The sequence below is a fragment of the Rhodococcus sp. BH4 genome (genome assembly GCF_002079265.1).
Classification (GTDB): Bacteria; Actinomycetota; Actinomycetes; order Mycobacteriales; family Mycobacteriaceae; genus Rhodococcus_F; species Rhodococcus_F qingshengii.
The window spans coordinates 5,945,938-5,968,229 of sequence record NZ_CP014941.1 but is presented as its reverse complement, the minus strand read 5'-3'; the positions used below and the strand labels follow the sequence as shown (position 1 = coordinate 5,968,229).

The window sequence follows — 22,292 nt, the reverse complement described above, 5'->3', positions numbered from 1 at the left end:
CATTCTCGCAGTTCAGGGCCATGTCGATCGCGCTCGTTCAGCTACGCCCCGCATGCCGAGTGTCTCCGATTCGGCCGCCACTTCCGTCAGCTCCCGTTCACGTTCGGCGGACGGCTCTCGAAGCAGCGCCCGAAGCAGTCGACAGCGCAGCAGTGTTGGTGCTCCACCGGAGCCAGTTGCGATCTTCTCGGCCTGATCCAGGAGAGTCGATGCCTGCTCGACGTGACCGAGAAGCGCGTGCAGCCGAGCGGAGGCTTCGGCGACCGAGCCCAGTTCACCGACATGGCCCACCGTTGCGATGCAGCCGGTGTGTGGCGAGAGAAGTTCGATGAAGGTGTCGGCGTATTCGACCAGTTCCAGATCTGCCACGACGCGTGCAAGTAGTGTCTGGTGTCCCAATGTCGTCCACGTCTGTGGCCCGCGATTGATCAGCCACTTCTTGATGCCGTCGGAAGTGGCCTCGCGCTCGCCTCGGGCGGCGTCGATGGCGATGGTCCACGAATCAGGTTCCACGACACCGGGATCAGATTCTGCCAACGCACCTCGCTCCCATTCCAGAGTGTTGAACGCCAGATCTGCGCTGCCAGCCGTGTACAACTCCGTTTGCAGATGGATCTGCCTGGCCGTCTCGTACTGCCGGCGGGCTTGCGCGAAGTCTCCGTACCATTCGGCGAGAGTTGCTTCCATCCAGCGTAATTGGACCCGAACCACCGGGAGTCTCAGTAGCTCGCAGCCGATGATCCCCTGCCTGACGTGTTTGACGGCAGCATCGACATTGGCCAGATTCATCTCCGTCATGCTCGCGACGGCGTGTGCGACGACGCTGTCGACACGCGATTGTTGGTGCGGCAGTTCGAAAAGCTCGCGCAGTAGGCGCATGGACTCCGCGCTGTGCACCGCGACTCCGGAGAAAAGCAGAATCCGTCCGAGCAGCGCGTCCGCGATCACATCCGGATCGTCGAGTTCGCGGGCGATGTCGAGAGCACGGGCGCTCCATCGATTCGGGATCTCGGCTTCGGGGTGGTAGCAACTTCCCACCGCCAGCGCAGCAAGAACCCGTGCGTGAGCTGAACTGTCGTTCTCGACCAAGGGCTCGACCGCCGCGAGCCGTTCGAGCAGTGGTCCCGGATCGGTACCGTAGGAAACCCACGGCCACGCACCGGCGGCCCGAAGTAATGCGCCTGCCAATCGTCCGACGGCGGAGGTTCGCCCCTCCCGAACAGCCTCGAGGAGACCGGCATTGACGACGTCGAGAACTGTCTGCCCTCGACCTGCGCGGGCGAGGGCCTCGACTCTGGCCACCAGCAGGTCGTCCCGATCGTCAGCGGATTGCTGGGACACCGGAAGTAAGTCGAACGCGCGGACAGCTGCCTCCCACCACTCGGCCGCGGTCTCCGAACTCCACCGATCGGTCGCATCCTGAGCTGCAGCCGTGCATGCCTCCAGAACGACGAGTGGATCGACCAGGGGAAGTGCCGACATCAGATGTTGCGCGCGGCGGCTCAGCCGGTCCGGATCGGAGGAATTTTCGAGCACTTCGGCAACTCGGGCATGTATCCGCTGGCGACGAAGCGTGGGTATCGCTTCGAGGACTTCGTCTCGGAGAAGGCCGTGAGCAAAGACGTAACCGCCGTTTGCCGAGTCCGCGACGATGATTCGTTCATCAGCAGCCGCGTCGAGATGGTCGGCGAGAGTGTCGACATCGAGACGGGTGGCTGCGGCCAGTGTGTACACCTCGATGGCGTCGCCGATAACTGCGGCAACCCGAAGAGCGTGCAACACTGCCGGTTCCACTGCGGCAAGCCGTCGACCGAGGACAGATCGAACGGCGACGGGGATGCCGTCGCCCAGTCGCTCGTTCCGGGGAAGCCTGGCGTACTCCGAGACGAACAGCGGGTTGCCGCCGGTTCGTTCCGCCAGGGTTCGCGCCTCCGCGTCGTCGAGCCAGTCCCCGGAGACGCACCTTGCGAGTGTTGCAACCTCGCCCTGCGCGAGCGCCGGCACAATCATGGTTCGGTTTCCTTCGCCGTGGAGTACGGCTTCCTCGAACTTGCGCACTGCCGGCCCGACTTCCGAGTCTCGGAGCGTCGACACGAACCAGACTCTGGCACTGGTCATTGCGCCGACCAGGTAGGTCAGACAACGAAGGGACGTGGGATCGGCCCATTGAATGTCGTCGATGACGACGGTCAACAGTGCATCTTTCGCCGCAGCTTCGATGGTGGTGCGAACCCGTTCGTAGACGGCAAATCTCGCTTCGTCCGGATCGATGTCCGTCGGCGGCGTCAGTACGAAATCGGCGTCGGCTCCGAGTTCCCGAACCAGTCGGCGGATCGGCCACCACGGCGGCGTTCCGTCGTCCTCCGGGCAACGTGCCCAGACGGTGGCTCCTCGAATGGACGTTGTTCTCGACGAACACTCCTCGGCGAATCGTGTCTTGCCGATGCCGGCGGGGCCGGTCAAGATCAACCAGCGAGGTGAGCCACGGCGAACGTCGTCGAGCATCTTGTCGGCGACAATCGTCTGAGCGTCGCGCCCGACGAACAAGCGTGAGGAATCCGTCTCGGGCATCGCTGCTACGGCTGGGGGAGAAGCCGGGACCGACACTTGTTCGGCCCCCGTCCATCCCGGAGTGCGCGGCCAGGCGGCCAGGCCGGGTTCGTGGCGCAGGATCGCGCCTTGCAATGCTGTCAGCTCCCCGCCGGGCTCCAGTCCCAGCTCGGCGTCGAGCCGAGACGCGTGTAATCGAAACTGTTCCAAGGCTTCCGGTGACCTGCCCGCCCGATGCAGGGCAACCATTCGCAGCCAGCAGGTCCGGTCGCGGAACGGGTACTCGCCACAGAGTTGAGCAGCTTCGACCAGCGCGGGTGCCAGGCGCCCCAGAGCCAGAAGCGCCGTTATCCGGGTCTCCCGGCACTCGGTCCGCACTTCCTCGAAGGCTGCGGCTTCCACCTCCACCCAGTGCGCGTCGTTCAGGTCGTCCAGAAGCTGCCCCCGGACCGAGGCGAGGGCACGGTCAGCGGTCGTCAAAGCCTCCTGCCACCGTTCGTTCTCAGCGTGTTGTCGCGCCGTTTCGGCGTCGTCGAGAAACACCGACAGATCGACGTCTGCCGGAGCGACCTCGAGGACATAGCCCGGCGATTGACGCACTATCGGTGACGCCGTACCGGTTTCGACGCGTAGCGCTCGGCGCAGGTTGGAGATGTACGCCTGGATGCTTGCCATCGCACTCGCCGGTGCGTCGTCGTGCCAGAGAGCATCGATCAGCCGGTCGGTGGAGACGACGCGACCACGGTTGAGCAGTAGAACGGCAAGGACCGTTCGTTGTTTTCGAGGGCCCAGATCGATCACGTCGCTCGTCGCCGGACCCCGTGCGACCTCCAACGGCCCGAGCAGTCGATAGATCATCCGTTTCCCCTCGTACCTGCGGATGCAGGACGGTTCGATTCTAAGGAGCGAAATTCATACATGCAGGACAAAACGGTCAACTAGTTCTCGTCAACATCTGCTCGGATTCCTCGGAAAGAGTCTGGTTGACGCTGGTAGTGCGCAGCGTCGCCGCACAGACCAACGCACCGAGAGCTGCGATGAAGGCTGCGACAAACAGTGCCAACCGAAGTCCACCGACAAAGTCGTCCGGTGATCCGCCGGGCAGCATCGACTGCGCCGGAAGGAAGGCGCCGAGCACGGCAACCCCGACTGCGATGCCGGTCTGCCGGAACGCGTCGTTGATCCCTGCGGCCAATCCGGAATGGTTCGAAGTGCTTTCGCCCAGAACCAACCCACTCATGACGGGGTTGAACACCCCGGCCCCCACGCACGCGACAACAAATCCGGGAAGTATCGCGTACGGCGTACTGGTCACGTCGACGACGGTCATCATGACCAGCCCCACCGAGACGAGTAGAAGCGAGCACGTCAACGAGACCGAGACGGGGATGCGCCCGTCCAATTTCGCGGTGGCGCCCGCGACGAAGAACATCGCTATCGTCGCCGGTAGATACACCAGGCCGGCGTCCACGGGAGACAGATGCAGCACGTTCTGCAGGTAGATGGTCGTGTAGACGAACACCGCGAACAGGGAGGCGGAGATCGAGAACGCTGCGATCTGCGCTCCGGCGAAGGCCCGATTGGCGAGCAGATGCGGGGGCAGCATGGGCTCGGTGGTACGAAGCTCGTGCAGGGAGAAACCGATCATGGCGGCCGCGGCGATCACCGCGGCGATCATCGGCTGCGGCTCGAACCACCCATCCTCGTTACCGCGTAACAAACCGAACACCAGAGCTGCCAGGCCGGTGGACACCAGAATCTGCCCGGGCACGTCCGCGCCGCGAGGTCGAGGATCGCGTGACTCGGGAACCCACCGCACCGTCATCGCCAGTGTGATCAACCCGATCGGAACGTTGATCAAAAAGATTGCGCGCCAATCCAACAACTCGGTGAGCAACCCGCCCACCAGTGGGCCGACGGCAAACGCGCCCCCGATCGTGGCGCCGTATGCAGCCAGAGCAGTCGCGCGCTGGGGACCCTTCTCGAACACGTCCGCCAGCAAGGCAAGTGAGCAGGCGAAGAGTACGGCACCGCCGATACCCTGAGCGGCCCGCGCGAGGTCGAGCACCCAGATGTTCGGCGCCAGAGCGCAGAACAGAGATGCCGTGGTGAACCACAGGATGCCGATGATGAAAACATGGCGTCGACCCCGTCGGTCTGCCCACGATCCGGCGCTGAGAACCACCGTCGCCAATGCCAGCGTGTACGCGTCGATCACCCATTGCAGGGCGCTGACTCCGGTATCGAGATCGGATGCGATCGACGGCAGGGCGGTGTTGACGACGGCGATGTCGAGCATGAGCATTGCGGTGCTCACGCATACTGCCAGCAAAGTGGCTCGTCGTACTGCGGTGTTCTTCGGGGTGATCGGTGCGGTCATGGCCCGTCCTGATGGTCGAAGGGGTGTGTACTCGGAACACCCTGCGCTCCGACGCTTGGGACATATCGGGCGAAATGCTTGGAACCCGCATGGTTGATAACTGCCGTGTTACTCGGAATCCGTCACCACCTGCTCGGTCGAATACGCACTCTCCCAACGGTTAATCTCTGGTCATGGAGACCAGCCAGTGGGTGCGACGGGTGTTGGTGGTGGAAGACCAACCACTGATGCGTGCGCTCGTCGGTGACACGCTCACACACGCCGGGTTCGTGGTCCGTACGGCCGGATCGGCGGTCGAAGCGCTCACGGAGTTCGACGGATTCGATCCTGACCTCTTGGTCACGGACATCGACCTTGGTGTGCGGCCGAACGGCGTCGATCTCGCGAACATCGTCACCGTGAAGGCTCCGCATTGCGCGATCGTGTTCCTGACGAACTACCCCAACGCATCGACAGCGCCAGGTTCTGCGGGTGTGCCGCCGAAATCGCTGTTCGTGGACAAGGCGGCTGTCCAGTCGGCGGATCAGTTGATCGGCGTAGTGGAGGCCGCGTTGACGGAAACCGAGCCACCGGCGCTCGGGAGTGATCCGGACTCCGCCTTGTCGAGCCTCACCAGATCACAGCTCGATCTTCTGCGTTACATCTCGCTCGGGTGGTCGAACAGCGCAATCGCAGCGCATCGTGGGTCCTCGATCCGAGGTGTGGAGAAGCTCATCGCGCGCACTCTCGAGAGCCTGGGATTGACGCACGATTCGTCCACCAATCCGCGAGTGCTTGCTGCGAGTATCTTCATCCGCCATTTCGGTGTGCCCGAAGTGACCGACTCGGTGTGAACCCGCGCGAGTGGTGGCTTCGTCTCGGTGATCGGAACATCGTCACCAAGTGGTCCTGGATTCTGACGCTGCCGTTCGCGGTGACCGTGATGGCCAACTACTACCTGTGTACCGGGGTGCGCGAAGTAGGCGTGATGGCAGTCGGCGCCTTCGCGACCCACTGCGTCGTCGGGCTGATGCTGCTGATGGCGAGGGCTGTTCTTGCAGCACACCGATCGCAGCTCGCAGCCCTGGCCCTGTTCGCAGTGATCGGCGCGATCCGCCCGTTCGTCCTCGACGCGATCACCCGCTCGCTCGAACTCCCCGTCGACCCCAGACCGATGCTCGTCCGTGTGGCACTCAACGTCGTGTGCAGCGTTGTCTTCTTGTCGTTGACCGCCGTACTGGTAAGCGCTCTCCGCGACCGCCTCGCGCTGCAACGGAGTTTGAAGGTTGCCGGGGCCGCCGTCCAACTCCAACAGACCCGGGATCGATTCCGCCTCGGCCAAACCCGTGCGCAGTGTCGGCGAGAGCTCGAGCGCAGTATCGAGACGGTCATGCACGCGGTTGCTGAAACGGAACTCGAGGGAGTGCGAGGAGCAGCTCTCTTGAAGCGAATCTCCGACGACGTGGTTCGCCCGATGAGTCATCGACTGTTCCGGGAGATTCCCCCGATCGAATCACCGACGCCGACTGTGCGGCTGACGGCGAGAGATCGACTGATCGGCGTCGTACGCAGTGTTGAACCGGCGCCACTGTACGTACCGGTGTTCGCGTACACGGCACTGGTGACCGTCTACCTGCTCACGACTTACAGCGTGACGTTCACGGCGGTCCAGCTCGGCGTCGGTTTCTGGCTCTTCGTCGGTGGCAATGCGTGCGCTCGCCGAGTTGTCAGCAGCGGAGACGGCCCTCTGAGACGGATCGCGACTCTTTCTGCGGTGTACTGCTCGAGTGCGCTGATCAGCAGTACCGCGACGTGGCTGCTCCTGACGGTGTTCGGCCGTACCCCGACTTTCTATCTCTCGTCGATGGCCGTCTACCCGTTGGTTGCGCTGTCCGTCTGCCTGATCAGGGCTGCGGATACGCAGCGTCAGGACGAGGAGCGTCAACTCCGCAGTGCCCTGAGCCGGCAAGCGCTCGATGCAGCTCGTATCCATGCCGAGCTCATGCACACCCGACGTGGACTGGCCAGGTTGTTGCACTCGTCGGTGCAGGGCGAACTCGTAGCGGCCGCATGGTCTTCGGGCGCCGTTGCCGGTCGCCCGGTCGATGTTGCGGCAACCATTGCCCACATTCTCGACGGCTTGGAAAGCGACCTGTCTGCGTCATCCGATCAGCCGGCTGACTCCGATGCCCGAAAGCGTATCGATGATCTTGTCACGGTGTGGCGCTACGCAATTCCGGTCGTCAGTCACGTCGACGACGAAGTCTGGGCGGTGATCGGTTCCGGCTCCGCTCGGCTCGACAGCGTGGTGGAGATCCTGTCGGAGGGACTGACCAACGCCGTGAAACACGGTGCAGGAGGGCCCGTCTTCCTCGAGGTGACACTCGCCGATGCTCGGGCGGTAGTAGTGCGGATCAGTTCGCCGGGTCGGATGCCGGTGGCACGGGACTCAGGGATCGGGCTTGAATCGCTCGCCGGTACGGTAACGTCCCTCGAACTTGTCGAAGAGGAAGACCGGGTGGTCCTCACAGCCGTGCTTCTGTGACACCGTGAGTGGCGATGTCGTGGAGGCCGAACGTTTCGCCAATGGCCGGATTGGCCGCTTGTACGGTCGCAGAAATGGAATCGATTACTGCGCAGCTCATCCCACTCGCCACCGGCGTCGTCATCAGCCCGATTCCTCTGGTTGCGATCATCGCGATCCTGCTGTCCACTCGGGCGAAGGCAAGTGCATTCGCGTACACCGCGAGCATCGTGCTGGCCGCGACAGCGATCACAGCAGCGACGGCACTCTCGACCACCGGAGTGGAATCGAAGTCCAGCGGCAGCGCGCATACCGTCCAGACGGTGTTCGCCGTCGTGTTCACTGTCGGTTTTCTGGCGCTCGCGTACTCGAGTTGGCGTGGCCGTCCGAAAGACGATGCCGAGCCGGCGATGCCGTCGTGGCTGGCACAGATCGACTCGATGCAACCGGCCAAAGCTGCGGTTCTGGGACTGTTGTTGACCGTACCCAACGCGAAGAACCTGCCGCTCGAACTCAAGGCAGGTTCGATCATCGGTGGCGGGCACCTCGGCTGGGTATCAGTGGTCGCGTACTCCGTTCTGTTCGCGGTAGCGGCGTCCATCGCTTTGATCGTGCTGTCAGCATTGGCTGCCGTGCCCTCGGCGAAGGTGACCGATGCACTGAGCGTCACCAAAAGCACTCTGATCCGCCACAATGCAGCAATCATGACCGTTTTGTTCCTGATGCTGGCAGCATTGGAACTCTCGCACGTTGTCGAAGCCCTGTCGAAGTAGCAACTTGTTTTCGAGGAGAAATCGAATGACGATCACACCCAGCGAAGCGCCGGTAGTCGAGACAACGTACGGGCCGGTTCGAGGATCGACGGAAGGCTCGGTGTCGAGTTGGAAGGGGATTCGTTACGCGGCACCTCCGGTCGGTCCGCTGCGATTTCGCGCGCCGGTTCCGCCGAAGCCCTGGACCGAGGTCCAGGACGCAACAGAATTCGGGCCGTGTGAGCCGCAAAGTCGACTCGCGATGATCCCGCTCGGTGAGAACGTTCCGATGGACGAAGACTGCCTGTTCCTCAACGTGTGGGCACCGGGCGCCGTCGGTTCTGATGCGCCGGGTAAACCGGTGATGGTCTGGATTCACGGCGGAGCGTATTTCCGCGGAGCGTCCAGCCAACCACTTTTCGACGCAACCACATTGGCTGAGAACGGCGACGTTGTCGTCGTCTCGATCAACTACCGCATCGGTGTGTTCGGCTTCGTCGATTTCTCGTCCTTCAATTCGAGTGAACATACCTTCGAGCCCAATGTCGCTCTCCGCGACATGATTGCAGCGCTGCAATGGGTTCAAGGCAACATCGCGGCTTTCGGTGGCGATCCCGACAAAGTGACGTTGTTCGGCGAGTCGGCAGGTGGCGGCGCGGTGACGACGCTGATGACCGTCCCGTCCGCTCGCGGCCTGTTTCATCGCGCTATTGCCGAAAGTTCGCCCGCCACTTCGGTGTACGGTAGTGAACGTGGTGAGATCGTCGCGAAGCTGTTCCTCGAGATCTTCAGCGGCGGAGGCGATCTGGGTCTGTTGCGGTCCACGTCTGCCGAAGACTTGATCGGGCCGTCAGACGAACTGTTTGCTCGCGTCCCCCAGGAGACGCCTGGCACTTTGGCGTTCGCGCCGATCGTCGACGGTGATCTGCTCCCTGACTACCCGGTGCGCGCGTTCCGTCACGGCAATGCACACCCGATTCCGCTGATCATCGGAACCAACAAGGACGAATCTTCGCTCTTCCGGATGATGAAGTCGCCGTTGATGCCGATCGATCCCGTCGTGATCACGTCGATGTTCGCGGAGATCGCCGACGAGCATCCAGGACTCGAGCTACCGGATCATTCTCAAATCGAAGGCGCGTATTCGGGACTGTCCAAGCTGGGCGCCGGTCTCGGTTTGACCCGTGATTTCGGATTCCGGCTGCCTACGTTGTGGATCGCCGAGGCTCACAGCAAGGTTGCGCCGACGTGGTTGTATCGCTTCGACTACGCGCCGCCGATGCTCAAGGCGCTGAAGATCGGTGCGACCCACGGCACCGAACTTGCCTACGTCTTCGGCAACATCAACCACGGGGCACGAGACATCACCTACAAGTTGGGTGGCTTGAGCGCGGCGCGTCATGTCTCTGAGCGCATGCAGGCGAGGTGGTTGGACTTTGCCAGAGCTGCAGGCAATTACGACGCCGGGGACGATCGCGAACTGGGTGCGGACCCGGGGTGGCCCACTTACGACACCGACACACGCTCGACACTGTTGATCGACAAACGCGATGCCGTCGTCGCTGATCTCGACCGCGAGATCCGGGAGGCGTGGGGTGAGACGGTGATTGCATTCACCTGACGGTTCAGCCCTGCTCCAATTCGGCCAGGTAGTGCGAGACGGGTCCCACGGTGAGCATTCCGCTTCCGGCGCCGGCTATTTCGGCGGCGGCAGGTAGGATCGCCGCTCGCGCACGCTCCTTGACTCGACGGTCGCCGACTGCAGTCGCCGCTGCGGCAGTCAAGCACCACAGTGCCTCGGAGAGTAGGTCTTCGGGCGGGTCCGGCAATGCCTCGACCGCCTTCGCTGCTTCGTTCGTCTGCCCCTGTGCGATGAGCAGGTGTGGCCGGGCCCAGGGTTCGTAGGGGCCCCACTGCGTGGTCGGGTCGAAAATCGCCGGCAGTCCCCGCCATACGCGGAGGGCGAGAATTGCGAGAGGGAGTATGCCGTCCGCGAGACCCGGCATGCCGGCATCGGAAAGATTGACCGCCGCAGCTTCGTACAGCTTCTCGCAGTGCGCGGCCTCCGCGCCGGCAGCGGCAGTACGCATAGCGCGAAACCAGGTGGTGAACACCGCTGCCAACGGGCGTTCGTGACGTCCGGCCAATCGATCAACCGTCTCGGCATGTAGCTCGGCTGCATCGAATTGCCCAAGGGCGCTGAGGGCTTGCATGCGGATCAGATGGCCGAGGATCTCGAAGGTAGCCAGGCCGTGTCGAATGGCGAGGTCGACCAGTTCACGGCCGATGTCGTCGCGCTCGGAGGCCAGACCGGTAGTCCAGAACGTCTGCATGAACAATCCGTTCAGAGCGAAGGCCAGGAGCCCTGGATCGTCGAGAGCGCAACCGATCTGTACTGCGGCACGGGCACATTCGAGACCGTGATGACCGGGCAGTCCGCGCGATTCGAGTGCGATTGTCGCCAACAGTCTCGCCCGAGCGGGTTCGTTGCCGGCCGGAAGTCGATCGAGAGTGCGCTGAGCGGCCTCGACGATCTGCGTAGCCTGCCGAGGATCGTCGGATCGCGTCCAGATCCCGGGCACGTCGTAATTGCCGATGATCCGCGCGGTGAGTTCGACGTCGTCCAATTGTTCAGCGGCGCCGATGATTGTCAGTCGTTGGTTTCGGGCAGTCTCGAGTCCGCTTCCGCCCGCAACTGCCAAACTTCGGAGGAGGCCGACGGTTGACTCCAATCTCGATTTCGATCCTGCCGCTACGGTCCGGTCGTACGCTGCCGAAACCTGACTGAAGATCTGTTCTGCCCCTACAGGATCCAGGCGGGTTTCCCGGCGGAGAATGTCGGACTCGAGGTCGTTCAGTCGTGGACCAGGGTCGATGCCCAACTCTTCGGCGAGTAACTTCCGTGCGCGACGTAGGACTGCCAGAGCATCGCCTTGACGATCGGACCGGTACAGCGCCAGAGCGAGTAGTCGCCAACCCTCCTCGCGCCAAGGGTGTTCCGTCACGTGGGCATCCAGATCGGGAATCGCTTCGGCAGCTCGCCCGAGATCGAGCTGCGCGGATGCCAAGCGTTCGACGGCAGTCAGACGCAGTTCCTCCAAGCGTGATCGCTCCGTTCGGGCCCAAGGCTCGTCGGCGAACTCCGCGTAGGCCGGCCCTCTCCACAGCTGCAGCGCGGTTCGGAGCAGTTCGAGTGATTGCGCCGGCGTCGAATCTGCGGCTTCTCGCACCAGTCTTTCGAATTCCCAAGCGTCGACCGCGTCGGGTGCTGCATGAAAGGCGTAACCGGGCCCTTCGGTGACAATGACTTTCGGCTTCTTTCGCGGCGCGCGATCCGGTTCGAGCGCACGCCTCAATGCGGAAACGAACGTACGTATTGCGCTGGTAGCGCCGGACGGAGGATCGACCCAGAGGTCGTCGACAATCACGTCCACGGGAACAACACGTCCGCGGGCGACGACGAGACGAGCGAGGACCGCTCGGTGTCGTGGACCCTTCAGATCGATCTGGTGTGAAGACTCGTTCCACGCGACCACGGGTCCGAGCACTCCGAAAGCCGGGGCTTCAAATGTGTGGTCTCGCATTTCCCCACGCTATCGCGCTCATCGAACGCTCATCGACTGCGGCGAAGCTGATTGCCATCACCCCGACCTGCCATCACCCCGACTAACGAGAGCGATCGATGACTATCACCATTCCAGGCTTCGACTACCAGCAGATTTCCACAGCAGACGGAGTGCGGCTCAACGTCGCGGTCGGCGGAAGCGGAACACCACTCGTCCTTCTGCACGGCTTCCCTCAGACTCACCTCATGTGGCGTCACGTAGCCACTGCCTTGGCGTCGGATCACACCGTCATCTGCCCGGATCTCCGCGGATACGGAGCCAGCGACAAACCGGTCGAGGAAAACCCGGACACCTACTCCAAACGAACAATGGCTGCCGACATCGTCGAGGTGGCGAGGAAATTGGGACACGAGAAGTTCGCCCTCGTCGGCCACGATCGTGGCGCACTGGTTGCCGTCAGAGCGGGGCTGGATCATCCGGATGTGATCACGCAACTCGGCTCGCTGGACGTGCTCCCCACCCTGGATATGTGGGACATCCTGCATGGATCGAATGCTGCTGTGGCGTTCCATCTCTATCTCATGGCTCAGCCACCTGGTCTTCCCGAGCAGATGATCAGCGCCAGCGCCGATGCGTTCTTCGAGTACTTTCTCGACGTGTGGACGCAGAACCGCGAAGCGATTCCGGTAGACGTGCGGGCGGAATACCTGCGCGCCTCACGGGAGGCGGTGCCGTCGATCGTTGCTGATTACCGGGCGTCGGCAGGCATCGACATCGAACACGATCAGTCCGATCGGGAGGCGGGCAACCAACTGCACATGCCGGTCACGGTCATTCAGCAGGACTGGGGCTCGATGCTCGGCTACGACGCCGAGGCCCTGTGGAAAGCGTGGGCGCCCGATCTCGAGCACCGCACGCTGTCCGCAGGTCACTTCATGGCAGAAGAGGCGCCTGCCGAAGTGGTCGAGGCGATCCGGACCCTACTCGAGAGGTAGTTTTGACGCTTCTCGGCTGTCGAGGTACTGGCGAGCGCATCACGTGCGTCGCGAATGGACGAGGGGGATCGATGGGTTTCTCGCTGCACTTCATGCGGGTGACGAAGGACGTGCAACTCGATGTTGATCGGGCGGCGGTCGCCGCTTTCCTCGATCAGCACGGGCTGCGCGTGGTCGAGAGCCCGTACGGAGGCGAGATCGTCGACCGTGACGACAGGGCATTGACGATCGACGGGGCCTTCTCCGACCTTCATCTCGACTCGCTCGAGCAGAGCGATCCACTCAGTGGTGGAATCTTCCACGCGACGCTGTCGCCTGCCGAGTGCGCGTTCGTCTACGACCTCTGCGCGGCCGCTGGGTTCCTGATCGTCAACCCTCAGGGTGACCCGACGTTTCTCGTTCCTCAGCGCAATCACGAGCCCGACGACGTTTCCGAGTTGGAGGACGTCGTCTGGGTCGACAGCGCCGAGGAACTGGCGCGGGCGCTCACCGGAGGATTCGAAGCGTTCCGCGAGTTTCGAGACCGCGTGACAGGACGAGCCGCCGGCGCCGAATGATCGGGGCCCCGTCGGGCTGACGAAGGACAGGTTCTACCGCTTGACCCCGGCCGCCAAGTCGTCGACGAGAACCTTGGCGGTCAAGGCGTATCCCGCGGCCTTGTAGTAGTCGAAGGGAATCACTCGACCAGCCTGCGCGGCGGGCAGACGCTGCCACGTCGGCGAGGTGTACACGCTGCCGGAGGCGCTGCGATCCAAGGCGAAGATGACGTCGGCTTCTTCGAGACGGTTGAACTGCTCCGACCCGAGCATCACGCGAAGGTCGGGGCCTTCACGGAGCACCTCGAATCCCAGGTCCTCGGCGACGGCGGTGCGGAAATCGTTCTGGAACCACGCGATCTGATCCTCCGCGGCGGCGACGAAGGCAACCTTCTTGCCGGCCATCAGCGGTTCGACGGTCGGGCGGACCTGAGCTACATGGGCGTCGTACTCGGCGAGTACTTCTTCGGCGCGATCGCTGCGCCCGATGCCGGTGAGGAAGTCCGACATGACCTTCCGCCATTCCGGGGTGAAGTCCTTGCCGACGGGCAGGACCGGTGCGATCTGCTGCATCCGGTCGTTGCCGTACGACCCGGTGTCCCACCAGCCTGCGCTGAGGACGAGAAGGTCTGCGCCGAGGGTCGAGATGTATTCGAAGTTGGGATCGGAAGCACCTTCGGCGAAGATCTCGACACCCGTGGCATCCGGGACCTCACGGCGCAGGTGTTCGGCGGCGCCGGTCGGGTAGGCGGTCACCGGGTATCCGGCGAGGATCGACAATTCGAGGCCGTCCCGTGGATCGAGGGCAACGACGTTCTGCGGGTCCGTCGGAATGATCAGCTTCTCGTCGCCGCGCGTGAACTCGAAGGTCTCCGCGTTGTCGGGCGTCGAACTTTCCGTGCTGCTGCAGGCGGCGAGTAACGCGGCCGCAGCGACGCCCGCGCCGACGCCGAAGAAACCGCGTCGCGTCAGGTTGTCCACGATCGCCCAGTAGTCGCGATCGGTCGTGGAGGGAGAAAGGAGTCGAGTCATGCTTGTTAGGTTAGCCTTAGGGGCTGTCTTCGGGAATGCTGAAACAGCTCCCGCGAACGCCAAGAAATACGGCGAACACGCCAGCACAGAGAGTGTTGTCCGCGTCACCGGCAGGTCTGATTCACAACCCACTTTCGACCTCTGACGTGCATGACGTCACAACCGGCCGCCTCCTCGATCGCGATTTGGCCCTGATCGCGCCGACTATGCTGAGTTGACCAGCAGTACGATTTCGGAGGTTGCAATGCAGATCACCAGCGTCGGCCACGCAGGATTTCACATCCAGACCGAGGCCGGATCCATCCTGTGTGATCCATGGGTGACCCCGACGTATTTTGCGTCCTGGGTGCCGTTCCCCGACAACACAGAGTTGGACTGGGACGCGCTGGGCAACTGCGACTACCTTTACGTCTCGCACCTGCACAAGGACCACTTCGATCCGAAGAATCTGATCGCGCACGTCAACAAGGACGCCACAGTCCTGCTCCCCGATTACCCGGTGCCGGACCTCAAGCGTGAACTCGAGAAGCTCGGCTTCCACAAGTTCTTCGAGACGGAAGACTCCGTCAAGCACACCGTCAGCGGTCCCAAGGGCGATCTCGACATCATGATCATCGCTCTGCGCGCTCCCGCGGACGGTCCGATCGGTGACTCGGGCCTCGTCGTCTCGGACGGGGAAACCACCTGTTTCAACATGAACGACGCCAGGCCCGTCGACCTGGACCCGCTGACCGACGCCTTCGGGAAGGTCGACATCCATCTGCTGCAGTACTCGGGCGCGATCTGGTACCCGATGGTCTACGACATCCCGAAGGGCACCAAGCGCAACTTCGGCAAGCAGAAGCGTCAGCGCGGCATGGACCGCTGCCGCAACTACATCTCCCAGGTCGACGCTGCCTGGGTTGTCCCGTCGGCCGGCCCGCCGGTCTTCCTCGACGACGACCTGCGTTACCTCAACGACGATCACGGCGACGAGGGAAACATCTTCCCCGACCAGATCACGTTCCTCGAGCAGATGCGCATCAACGGCAACGATCGTGGTCTGCTGATGATCCCCGGCTCGGCCGTCGAACTTCGCGGAAGCGAGAAGGTCGCGCTGACGCATCCCATCCCGGACGCAGACGTCGACAAGATCTTCTCCAACAAGGCCGAGTACATCGAGAAGATGGCGCAGAAGATGGCACCGGTCATCGCCGCGCAGAAGGCCACGTGGGCTCCGGCCGAAGGCGAGCCGCTGCTCGACGGTCTCAAGGCCAAGTTCGAGCCGATCATGGCTCAGTCCGATCTGATCTGCGACGGAATCGGCTACCCCGTCGGACTCGTGATGGGAGAGGAGACGGTCGTCCTCGACTTCCCGAAGCGGATCGTTCGTGAGCCCATCGACGGAGAAGGCAAGTACCGCTACGGCTTCCGCATCGCTCCCGAACTGGTTCGCACCGTTCTGCGCGACGACGAGCCCGACTGGGTCAACACCATCTTCCTGTCGACACGCTTCACGGCGTGGCGCATCGGTGGGTACAACGAATTCCTCTACACGTTCTTCAAGTGCCTCACCGACGAGCGCATCGCGTACGCCGACGGCTGGTTCGCCGAGGCCCACGACGACAGCGCGTCTATCGAGTTGGGCGGGTACGAGATTCAGCGTCGTTGCCCCCACCTCAAGGCGGACCTGTCGAAGTTCGGTGTTGTCGACGGCACCAACCTCACCTGCGATCTGCACGGCTGGCAGTGGGATCTCGAGACCGGCCGCTGCAAGACGTCCAAGGGCCACGAGCTGCGCACCAGCAAGCTGAGCTGAACCGAGCTCGTCGGGTGACGGGATACAGCAGGTCGCTGATCGGCCTGGCGACAGCGCTCGCCGGGTTGGCCGGTTACGTCGACGCGCTCGGATTCATCACGCTCGGTGGGCCTTTCGTTTCGTTCATGAGCGGCAACATGACGCAGGCGAGCGTCGCATTTGCCGACGGGGTGTGGTCGACCGCGAGAGTTGCCGGCGGAATCATCGTGCTCTTCCTCCTGGGAATCGCGCTGGGAACCGTCGTCACCCACTTCACGGAGCGCTATTCGGTCCGGGCTCGCAAGGTCACGGTGCTCGCGGTTGTAGCCGGGCTGCTGTCCATCGGTTCGGTGATGAGCAGCCTCGACGTCACCCCCGGCGCGATCTCGGCGATGGCCTTGGCGATGGGAGCCGTCAACTCGGTGTTCCAGCGCGACGGCGAGGTGACGATCGGTGTCACGTACATGACCGGTGCGCTGGTCAAGATGGGCCAGCGTCTGACCGGAGCCTTTCTGGGTGGCCCGAAGTGGGCGTGGCTGCAGCACTTCGGGATGTGCGCGGGGTTGATCGCGGGCGCGGTGGTCGGTGCGCTCGTTCATCGGTGGATCGGTCTTCACGCTCTGTGGCCCGCATCGGCGTTCACGGTTGTTCTGATCGCCGTTGCCTGGCAGGTCTCGCCCCCGTCTCCGGCAAAGGTGTAGAAAGAGCCAGACACAAATCCGGGGGTACAGGGGGAAGCAGTGGATGCTCTGATCATCGTGGTGCTCGGACTGCTCGGAATCGTCGCGGCCTCGACGCTCGGAGCGCGGATCGGAGTCGCAGCACCGTTGATTCTGGTGATGGCCGGGATCGTTGTCAGCCTCCTACCATTTGTCCCAGCAGTGGACATCGACCCGGAATGGATTCTGGCAGGCGTGCTTCCGCCACTGCTGTACTCCGCCTCGGTCTCGATGCCGTCGATGGAGTTTCGGCGTGAGTTCGGTGCCATCGGTGGGCTTTCCGTTCTGCTCGTGGTCGTGAGTGCGCTTGTTCTCGGTGTGTTCTTCTCCTGGGTGATACCAGGACTCGGTATCTGGTGGGGCATTGCACTCGGTGCGATCGTGAGCCCGACGGATGCCGTCGCGACGTCCATCGTCAAGAAACTCCCGGTCTCGCCGCGGGTGGTGTCGATCCTCGAAGGCGAAAGCCTGCTCAACGACGCCACCGCTCTGGTCCTGTTGCGTACTGCCATCGCCGGGGCCGCCGCATCGGTGTCGCTGTGGAGTGTGTTGGGCAAGTTCGCTTTTGCCGTCGTCGTGGCCGCGGTCATCGGAGTTGTCGTCGGCAAGGTCAACCTGATGGTTCGCGCCCGTGTCACCGATTCGACGGTCAACACGGTCATCTCGTTCACGGTGCCGTTTCTGGCGGCGATCCCCGCCGAAGAGTTGGGTGCGTCAGGGTTGGTTGCTGCCGTCGTGGCCGGGCTCGTCACCGGCTACGACGCTCCTCGGAAGCTGTCACCGCGACACCGGTTGTCCGACTCCCAGAACTGGCGCACAGTCGAATTGGTCCTCGAAGGTGCGATCTTCCTGGTGATGGGCCTTGAACTCTCGTCGATAGTCGACGATGTCCGGGTCGACCACGAGGGCATATCCACGGCGGTCTTCGTGGCGGCGGGTGCACTGTTCCTCACGATCTTGGTGCGGGCTCTGTACGTGGCCCCGCTCCTGCGAGCGCTCCAAGCGCGGGCGAATTTTCGTGAACGCATGAAACCCAGACTCTCCGACATCGCGAATCGCCTCGACAATCCCGAGGATTACCCGCCAGACGAACGACGCAGCAGGCGCCGGGCACCTTCGGCGAATCAGATGGAAAGGTTCAAGGTTCGGGTTCGGCGGACGGTTGCCGATATCGACTACTACCTTGCTGCGCCGTTGGGATGGCGTGAAGGCACGATCGTCATCTGGGCCGGCATGCGCGGGGCGGTCACTCTGGCTGCAGCGCAGACTCTGCCGGAAGACACCCCGAGTCGATCGCTCCTGATCTTGGTTGCGTTCCTGGTGGCAGCAGGCTCGTTGATCCTTCAGGGAGGAACGTTGAAGCGCGTCGTAGTGGCGACCGGTCCGGCAGCGCAGGACCTCACCGAATCCGAACTAGACGAGCATCGCAGGTTGCTCGACCTCCTCGAAGATGCTGCTGCGAGTGTCGTTCCGCCAGAGGGTCGGTCGAAGAAGAGGATCCGCCTCGACGTGATCGACGCGCAGCGTCAGGCACTGCTCGACGCACGTGACGATGGCGTGTTCGACGCACGGATGCTCGGATCGGCACTTGCCGCGCTGGATGCCGATCAGATCAGCCTCGAACTCAAGGGCGGTCCGGACGGTTGATCACGTGCACAGTCTCTTTCGAGCGGACGTCATCATTGCCCGCGTGATCACGCCGTGCAGTACCTGAACGGGTGCGAAGTAGATTCGGCCCGCGCGGTTCTTCAGCTCCACGGCGGTGACGACGTGCAGGAGGCCGGCGTCGTTGTCGGCCTGAACCGAGGCGACGAATCGTAGGTGTTTCTCGTCCGCTTCGATGAGGGCCTCGCCGTCGGCGATCTTGTCGACGGCAAAGGTGTCGGGGCGTCCCTTGGCGATGCCGAGCAGTCCGACTATCCGCTCCCTGAGCCAGAACATCGCGAGGACGGGTGCGGGGACATTCCTGACGTCGAAGACTGCCTGCGCCCACTCCTCGGATGTATGGGTCGGAACAGACGGGATGGTGATCGTGGTGGCTTCTGCCCAGTCCGGTGCAGGCATTGCCTTGAAAGCGAGTGTCATTTCGTCCTCCGTACGGTGCCGTATGGAACTTACCCATACGGTACCGTACGGAGGTGCCGAATGCCCGCGCCCGACTCTCTCGCGACCAGTGGATCGATGCAGCTTTCCAGGCTCTGACAAGCCATGGGCCTGATGCAGTTGCAGTCGAAAAGGTGGCGCGCACGCTCGGATCGACCAAGGGTTCCTTTTATTGGCACTTCGCCAACCGCGACGAATTGCTGCAAGCTGCGCTCGGCCGGTGGGAAGTTTTGGCAACCGAGAGACTGATCTCCTCCGTCGAGTCCTCTGGTGAACCGGCGGAGGTGAGGTTGCGTCGTCTGGTGGATTCGGTCACGACCGGATTGGCCGGTCGCCGTGCGGAGTTGGAACTGCTTGCCGGGATCGGCCATCCTTTGGTTTCGGCGGCGGTTCGACGTGTCACCGAGCGTCGAGTTACCTACATCGTGACGTTGTTGGTCGATCTGGGGATGGACAGGCAGAAAGCGGAACATCGTGGCGTACTTGCCTATTCGATGTACCTGGGCCAGATGCAATTGGTACACAGTGCGCCCGATGTGGTTCCTGGCAGCGGTGCGGACGCTCAGGCGCTCGCCGACGAGTTCGTGAACATGGTTCTGGCCAGGTAAGTTCGCCGTCGAACGCAGCGTGATCTGCGCATCACCCTGCGCTTTCAGGTGAGGGACCACACATTGCGCGTAACCCACAGTTACAGATACTTTGAGGTCAGCTGAAGTGGGGTGCCGGATATGTCGACATTTCCCGGAGGCGCAAAACCGTTTCACGACAGGAAGAAAGGTGACTCACCATGAGCGTTGTGCTTATTTCGTTGCTGGTCGCCGCTGGACTCACCGTGCTGGCCACCAGTGACGGTGCCGGTCTGGACTTCGGGAGTCGGCAGCTGAACCGCCAGTTGAAGACCCGCACGCACCGGTAACCCCGGAAATCGGCCGGCTCCACGCGATACTTCGCGGAGCCGGCCGTTTGCGTTGTTCCGGTCAGTTCACTCCGAGATCTACCAGCCAGGCCCGGGGGCTGCGGGCGACGATGCCCAAGGCAACGGCAGAACCCGTCGCGGAGTCGAACGCGACGCTGTCGGCAGATTCGAGCCCCGTGTAGAGCTGGGAAACCCCGGCTGCTGCGCCCGCTCCGATGATCGGCGCAATCGACGCACCGAAGGCGTCGGGCGTCACGGCTTCGAAAGTTACCGCGCGCGAGAAGTGTTCGGCGAATGCCTCGGCCAGTTCGATGCCGGTGATCGCCGGAATCTGTCCGATGTCGACCGCGTCCGGTGCTACGTCGAGAGTCAGGGCCGCAACGGCTGCATCAGCGACGTCGAGATGTGAACTCCATGCGACCGCGAGATCGGCACGTAGTGGGTAACGCAGGACCCCTTCGTCTTTCACCCCCGACAGCACGGTGGGCAGAAGAAGATTCTCGAGGAACAAACGCGGGGTCAGGACGGTCACCGCGATACCTTCGGCGCGGAGTCCGTCGACGAGCTCGGAGAGAACGGGTGTGTTGGGACCGGCAAGCGGCGAAGTAGCGTCGCCGGTCACCGTGCCGCTGGTAGAGATCACGAACCGCGAAGGACCTGTCACTCTTGCTGCTGCCAGAACGTTGTGGGCGTAACCAGCTAGCGTCTCGGTGTCGCCGGCGAGTGGCAGGTGGAAGAACACCCCGTCTACCCCGCGATAAGCGTCGGCGAGAGAGTCGGCTGACGCATTGTCCGCGACGACGGTGTTCGCACCCTCGAACGTCTGGTCAGGGTTGCGGGTGATTGCTCGGACTTCGGCACCTGTCGATCCGGCGAGAGCCGCGACCAATCCCGCGAGAACGGGAGAACCCTGTGCGCCGGTGGCGCCATGCACTGTGTAAGTCATGACGCCTATAGTTCAGATTGGGAACCAGTTACTTCAAGTGAACTAATGGGGAATCGATGAGTGAATCAGGTCACGTGCTTCCGGAGTGCGGCGTCGCGCGCTTTCTGCTGGTTCTGGACGGACCGTGGGCAACGCTGATCGTTCGTGAGCTCACGCACGGCCCGATGCGCTTCACGGAACTACGACGCGCATTGCCCGGCATCAGTCCCAGGACACTGTCCACCAGACTCAAGCGATTCGAGGAGTTCGATCTGGTGACCCGGACTGCCTACGCCGAGGTGCCGCCGCGAGTGGAGTACGAACTCACCGCGACGGGGATGGAACTGCGCTCCGTGCTCGAAGCGATGGTCGAGTGGGCGGATCTGGCACTCCCCGTTTCGTGACCCTGCCCTCAGTGCGGGCCCGAAAGTCCAACCCGCAGAGCGCCGCAGGCCTCGAACATCGCATCTTGACCGGTATGGCCGACACCGGTGGTGTTGACGAAGGCATGGATCAATCCATTGTGACGCCTGAGTGCAACCGGGACTCCGGCCTCTCGCAGCCTGTTCGCGTATTCCTCACCCTCGTCGCGTAGTGGGTCGAAACCGGCGACGGCAACGTACGCGGGCGGTAGGCCGGCCAGGTCCGGAGTGAGCAGCGGGGAGACTCGCGGGTCGAGGGCCGAAGCGCCGCCCGACAGGTAATGGGCCGCATACCAGTCGAGTTGGGCGTCGGTGAGAAAGAAGTCGGTGCCGAACATCTTGTGCGAAGGGCGCTTCGACGAAAGGTCCACCCAGGGAAAGAAGAGTAGCTGAAATGCGGGCTTGACGTCGTCTTCGATCGTGGACTGCGCGACGACGGCAGCCAAGTTCCCACCCGCGCTGTCTCCGCCTACCGCAATGGATTTCGGATCTGCTCCCAGATCTGTGGCATGTTCGACGCAGTACCGGAATGCGGCGACGGCGTCATCGACCCCGGCGGGGAAGGGGAACTCCGGTGCTAACCGGTAGTCCACCGACAGCACACTGATCTCGCCGTGGCGGGCCAGGAAGCGGCACACACTGTCGCCGCTCTCGAGGCTGCCGAGGACGAACCCGCCGCCGTGGAAGTACACCAAAAGTGGAGCGGGCGTTGAGACTCCGGCCGGGCGATACAGCCGAGCCGGAATCGCGTGATCCCCGGCCGGGATCTCGAGGTCACGTACCGTCTCGATGTCGATGGGCGTACCGCCGAACAGTCGCGATTCGGCGTCGATCTGAGCCCGTCCCTCTTCGACCGGAAGATGCTCGAAGCTCGTACCTTCGACCGCTGAGAGCAATCTCAGCGCAAGCTGGATCTCGGGGTGCAGAGTCTGCCCGTCGATCTCCTTCGGCTTGCCACCGAGAATGCGCTGCGCGCCGGTCGGTAAGGCGCCGACGACATCGAGCACCACCCGCGCAAAACGATCTTGGACAGACATCTTCTCCGTGGACATACTCGCCTTCCGTCGGCCGATCACCCGTCGCTTGTACGTTACGAAAGAACCGGACAAATATCCA

19 protein-coding genes are annotated in these 22,292 nt (G+C 63.0%); 12 read left to right on the top strand and 7 right to left on the bottom strand.

Features of this window, described 5'->3' with window-relative positions; translation table 11 throughout:
• Nucleotides 1-12: 12 nt before the first annotated feature.
• On the bottom strand, nt 13-3,408 hold the full coding sequence (locus A0W34_RS27665; RefSeq protein ID WP_081558615.1) for a BTAD domain-containing putative transcriptional regulator: 3,396 nt from the start codon (nt 3,406-3,408) through the stop codon (nt 13-15).
• Nucleotides 3,409-3,484: 76 nt separating this feature from the next.
• On the bottom strand, nt 3,485-4,930 hold the full coding sequence (locus A0W34_RS27660; RefSeq protein WP_081558614.1) for an MFS transporter: 1,446 nt from the start codon (nt 4,928-4,930) through the stop codon (nt 3,485-3,487).
• 173 nt (nt 4,931-5,103) lie between these two features.
• On the opposite strand from A0W34_RS27660, the gene A0W34_RS27655 reads away from it, so the two are divergent.
• From A0W34_RS27655 to A0W34_RS27640, 4 genes are all read left to right on the top strand, one after another.
• On the top strand, nt 5,104-5,763 hold the full coding sequence (locus A0W34_RS27655; RefSeq protein WP_058226809.1) for a response regulator: 660 nt from the start codon (nt 5,104-5,106) through the stop codon (nt 5,761-5,763).
• On the top strand, nt 5,760-7,454 hold the full coding sequence (locus A0W34_RS27650; protein ID WP_081558613.1) for a two-component system, sensor protein: 1,695 nt from the start codon (nt 5,760-5,762) through the stop codon (nt 7,452-7,454). Before A0W34_RS27655 ends, A0W34_RS27650 begins: the two co-directional genes overlap by 4 nt.
• Before the next feature lie 74 nt (nt 7,455-7,528).
• On the top strand, nt 7,529-8,206 hold the full coding sequence (locus A0W34_RS27645; RefSeq protein WP_198035672.1) for a GAP family protein: 678 nt from the start codon (nt 7,529-7,531) through the stop codon (nt 8,204-8,206).
• Nucleotides 8,207-8,231: 25 nt separating this feature from the next.
• Entirely contained in the window at nt 8,232-9,806 is a 1,575-nt protein-coding gene (locus A0W34_RS27640) for a carboxylesterase/lipase family protein (protein WP_081558611.1), read from the top strand.
• Nucleotides 9,807-9,810: 4 nt separating this feature from the next.
• On the opposite strand, the gene A0W34_RS27635 is transcribed toward A0W34_RS27640, so the two are convergent.
• Entirely contained in the window at nt 9,811-11,769 is a 1,959-nt protein-coding gene (locus tag A0W34_RS27635) for an AfsR/SARP family transcriptional regulator (protein WP_081558610.1), read from the bottom strand.
• Nucleotides 11,770-11,867: 98 nt separating this feature from the next.
• Between A0W34_RS27635 and A0W34_RS27630 the strand changes: the two genes are divergently transcribed.
• Together A0W34_RS27630 and A0W34_RS27625 are read left to right on the top strand one after the other, a co-directional pair.
• Nucleotides 11,868-12,746 (top strand): alpha/beta fold hydrolase, encoded by an 879-nt coding sequence (locus A0W34_RS27630; RefSeq protein WP_003942926.1) that lies wholly within the window; start codon nt 11,868-11,870, stop codon nt 12,744-12,746.
• 71 nt (nt 12,747-12,817) lie between these two features.
• Nucleotides 12,818-13,303, top strand: coding sequence for a hypothetical protein (locus A0W34_RS27625; RefSeq protein ID WP_081558609.1), 486 nt, complete (start codon nt 12,818-12,820; stop codon nt 13,301-13,303).
• 33 nt (nt 13,304-13,336) lie between these two features.
• On the opposite strand, the gene A0W34_RS27620 is transcribed toward A0W34_RS27625, so the two are convergent.
• Nucleotides 13,337-14,314, bottom strand: coding sequence for an ABC transporter substrate-binding protein (locus tag A0W34_RS27620; RefSeq protein ID WP_075834789.1), 978 nt, complete (start codon nt 14,312-14,314; stop codon nt 13,337-13,339).
• A gap of 244 nt (nt 14,315-14,558) precedes the next feature.
• Here A0W34_RS27620 and A0W34_RS27615 point away from each other — a divergent pair, with 244 nt between their 5' ends.
• Genes A0W34_RS27615 through A0W34_RS27605 form a run of 3 tightly spaced genes read left to right on the top strand, consistent with a single transcriptional unit; the run spans nt 14,559 to nt 18,457 of the window.
• On the top strand, nt 14,559-16,112 hold the full coding sequence (locus A0W34_RS27615; RefSeq protein WP_003942885.1) for an MBL fold metallo-hydrolase: 1,554 nt from the start codon (nt 14,559-14,561) through the stop codon (nt 16,110-16,112).
• A gap of 14 nt (nt 16,113-16,126) precedes the next feature.
• Nucleotides 16,127-16,792: a YoaK family protein gene (locus tag A0W34_RS27610; RefSeq protein ID WP_003943143.1), complete on the top strand. Its 666-nt coding sequence runs from the start codon at nt 16,127-16,129 to the stop codon at nt 16,790-16,792.
• 39 nt (nt 16,793-16,831) lie between these two features.
• The gene (locus A0W34_RS27605) at nt 16,832-18,457 is read left to right on the top strand and encodes a cation:proton antiporter (protein ID WP_003943093.1); all 1,626 of its coding nucleotides are present in this window, start codon (nt 16,832-16,834) and stop codon (nt 18,455-18,457) included.
• On the opposite strand, the gene A0W34_RS27600 is transcribed toward A0W34_RS27605, so the two are convergent.
• Nucleotides 18,458-18,895 carry a DUF2867 domain-containing protein gene (locus A0W34_RS27600; protein ID WP_007730272.1) on the bottom strand — a complete coding sequence of 146 codons (438 nt, stop codon included), beginning with the start codon at nt 18,893-18,895 and terminating at the stop codon, nt 18,458-18,460.
• A 53-nt stretch (nt 18,896-18,948) separates the two neighbouring features.
• On the opposite strand from A0W34_RS27600, the gene A0W34_RS27595 reads away from it, so the two are divergent.
• Together A0W34_RS27595 and A0W34_RS33685 are read left to right on the top strand one after the other, a co-directional pair.
• Nucleotides 18,949-19,521, top strand: coding sequence for a TetR/AcrR family transcriptional regulator (locus tag A0W34_RS27595; protein ID WP_039973149.1), 573 nt, complete (start codon nt 18,949-18,951; stop codon nt 19,519-19,521).
• A 179-nt stretch (nt 19,522-19,700) separates the two neighbouring features.
• Nucleotides 19,701-19,829, top strand: a complete 129-nt coding sequence (locus A0W34_RS33685) for a hypothetical protein (protein ID WP_003943237.1) — start codon at nt 19,701-19,703, stop codon at nt 19,827-19,829.
• A gap of 61 nt (nt 19,830-19,890) precedes the next feature.
• On the opposite strand, the gene A0W34_RS27590 is transcribed toward A0W34_RS33685, so the two are convergent.
• The gene (locus A0W34_RS27590) at nt 19,891-20,775 is read right to left on the bottom strand and encodes an SDR family oxidoreductase (protein WP_042922879.1); all 885 of its coding nucleotides are present in this window, start codon (nt 20,773-20,775) and stop codon (nt 19,891-19,893) included.
• A 56-nt stretch (nt 20,776-20,831) separates the two neighbouring features.
• Here A0W34_RS27590 and A0W34_RS27585 point away from each other — a divergent pair, with 56 nt between their 5' ends.
• Nucleotides 20,832-21,158 (top strand): winged helix-turn-helix transcriptional regulator, encoded by a 327-nt coding sequence (locus A0W34_RS27585; protein ID WP_063315475.1) that lies wholly within the window; start codon nt 20,832-20,834, stop codon nt 21,156-21,158.
• Between the two features lie 8 nt (nt 21,159-21,166).
• Here the strand turns inward: A0W34_RS27585 and A0W34_RS27580 are convergent, their stop codons facing one another.
• Nucleotides 21,167-22,228, bottom strand: coding sequence for an alpha/beta hydrolase (locus A0W34_RS27580; protein WP_081558884.1), 1,062 nt, complete (start codon nt 22,226-22,228; stop codon nt 21,167-21,169).
• Nucleotides 22,229-22,292 lie beyond the last annotated feature (64 nt).

What these genes read in the sequence shown, in the direction of transcription:
- A0W34_RS27665 (WP_081558615.1), bottom strand. Translation starts at nt 3,408, where the DNA reads ATGATCTATCGACTGCTCGGGCCGTTGGAGGTCGCACGGGGTCCGGCG.
- A0W34_RS27660 (WP_081558614.1), bottom strand. Translation starts at nt 4,930, where the DNA reads ATGACCGCACCGATCACCCCGAAGAACACCGCAGTACGACGAGCCACT.
- A0W34_RS27585 (WP_063315475.1), top strand. Translation starts at nt 20,832, where the DNA reads ATGAGTGAATCAGGTCACGTGCTTCCGGAGTGCGGCGTCGCGCGCTTT.
- A0W34_RS27645 (WP_198035672.1), top strand. Translation starts at nt 7,529, where the DNA reads ATGGAATCGATTACTGCGCAGCTCATCCCACTCGCCACCGGCGTCGTC.
- A0W34_RS33685 (WP_003943237.1), top strand. Translation starts at nt 19,701, where the DNA reads ATGAGCGTTGTGCTTATTTCGTTGCTGGTCGCCGCTGGACTCACCGTG.
- A0W34_RS27655 (WP_058226809.1), top strand. Translation starts at nt 5,104, where the DNA reads ATGGAGACCAGCCAGTGGGTGCGACGGGTGTTGGTGGTGGAAGACCAA.
- A0W34_RS27635 (WP_081558610.1), bottom strand. Translation starts at nt 11,769, where the DNA reads ATGCGAGACCACACATTTGAAGCCCCGGCTTTCGGAGTGCTCGGACCC.
- A0W34_RS27590 (WP_042922879.1), bottom strand. Translation starts at nt 20,775, where the DNA reads ATGACTTACACAGTGCATGGCGCCACCGGCGCACAGGGTTCTCCCGTT.
- A0W34_RS27625 (WP_081558609.1), top strand. Translation starts at nt 12,818, where the DNA reads ATGGGTTTCTCGCTGCACTTCATGCGGGTGACGAAGGACGTGCAACTC.
- A0W34_RS27630 (WP_003942926.1), top strand. Translation starts at nt 11,868, where the DNA reads ATGACTATCACCATTCCAGGCTTCGACTACCAGCAGATTTCCACAGCA.
- A0W34_RS27640 (WP_081558611.1), top strand. Translation starts at nt 8,232, where the DNA reads ATGACGATCACACCCAGCGAAGCGCCGGTAGTCGAGACAACGTACGGG.
- A0W34_RS27600 (WP_007730272.1), bottom strand. Translation starts at nt 18,895, where the DNA reads ATGACACTCGCTTTCAAGGCAATGCCTGCACCGGACTGGGCAGAAGCC.
- A0W34_RS27620 (WP_075834789.1), bottom strand. Translation starts at nt 14,314, where the DNA reads ATGACTCGACTCCTTTCTCCCTCCACGACCGATCGCGACTACTGGGCG.
- A0W34_RS27580 (WP_081558884.1), bottom strand. Translation starts at nt 22,228, where the DNA reads ATGTCCACGGAGAAGATGTCTGTCCAAGATCGTTTTGCGCGGGTGGTG.
- A0W34_RS27615 (WP_003942885.1), top strand. Translation starts at nt 14,559, where the DNA reads ATGCAGATCACCAGCGTCGGCCACGCAGGATTTCACATCCAGACCGAG.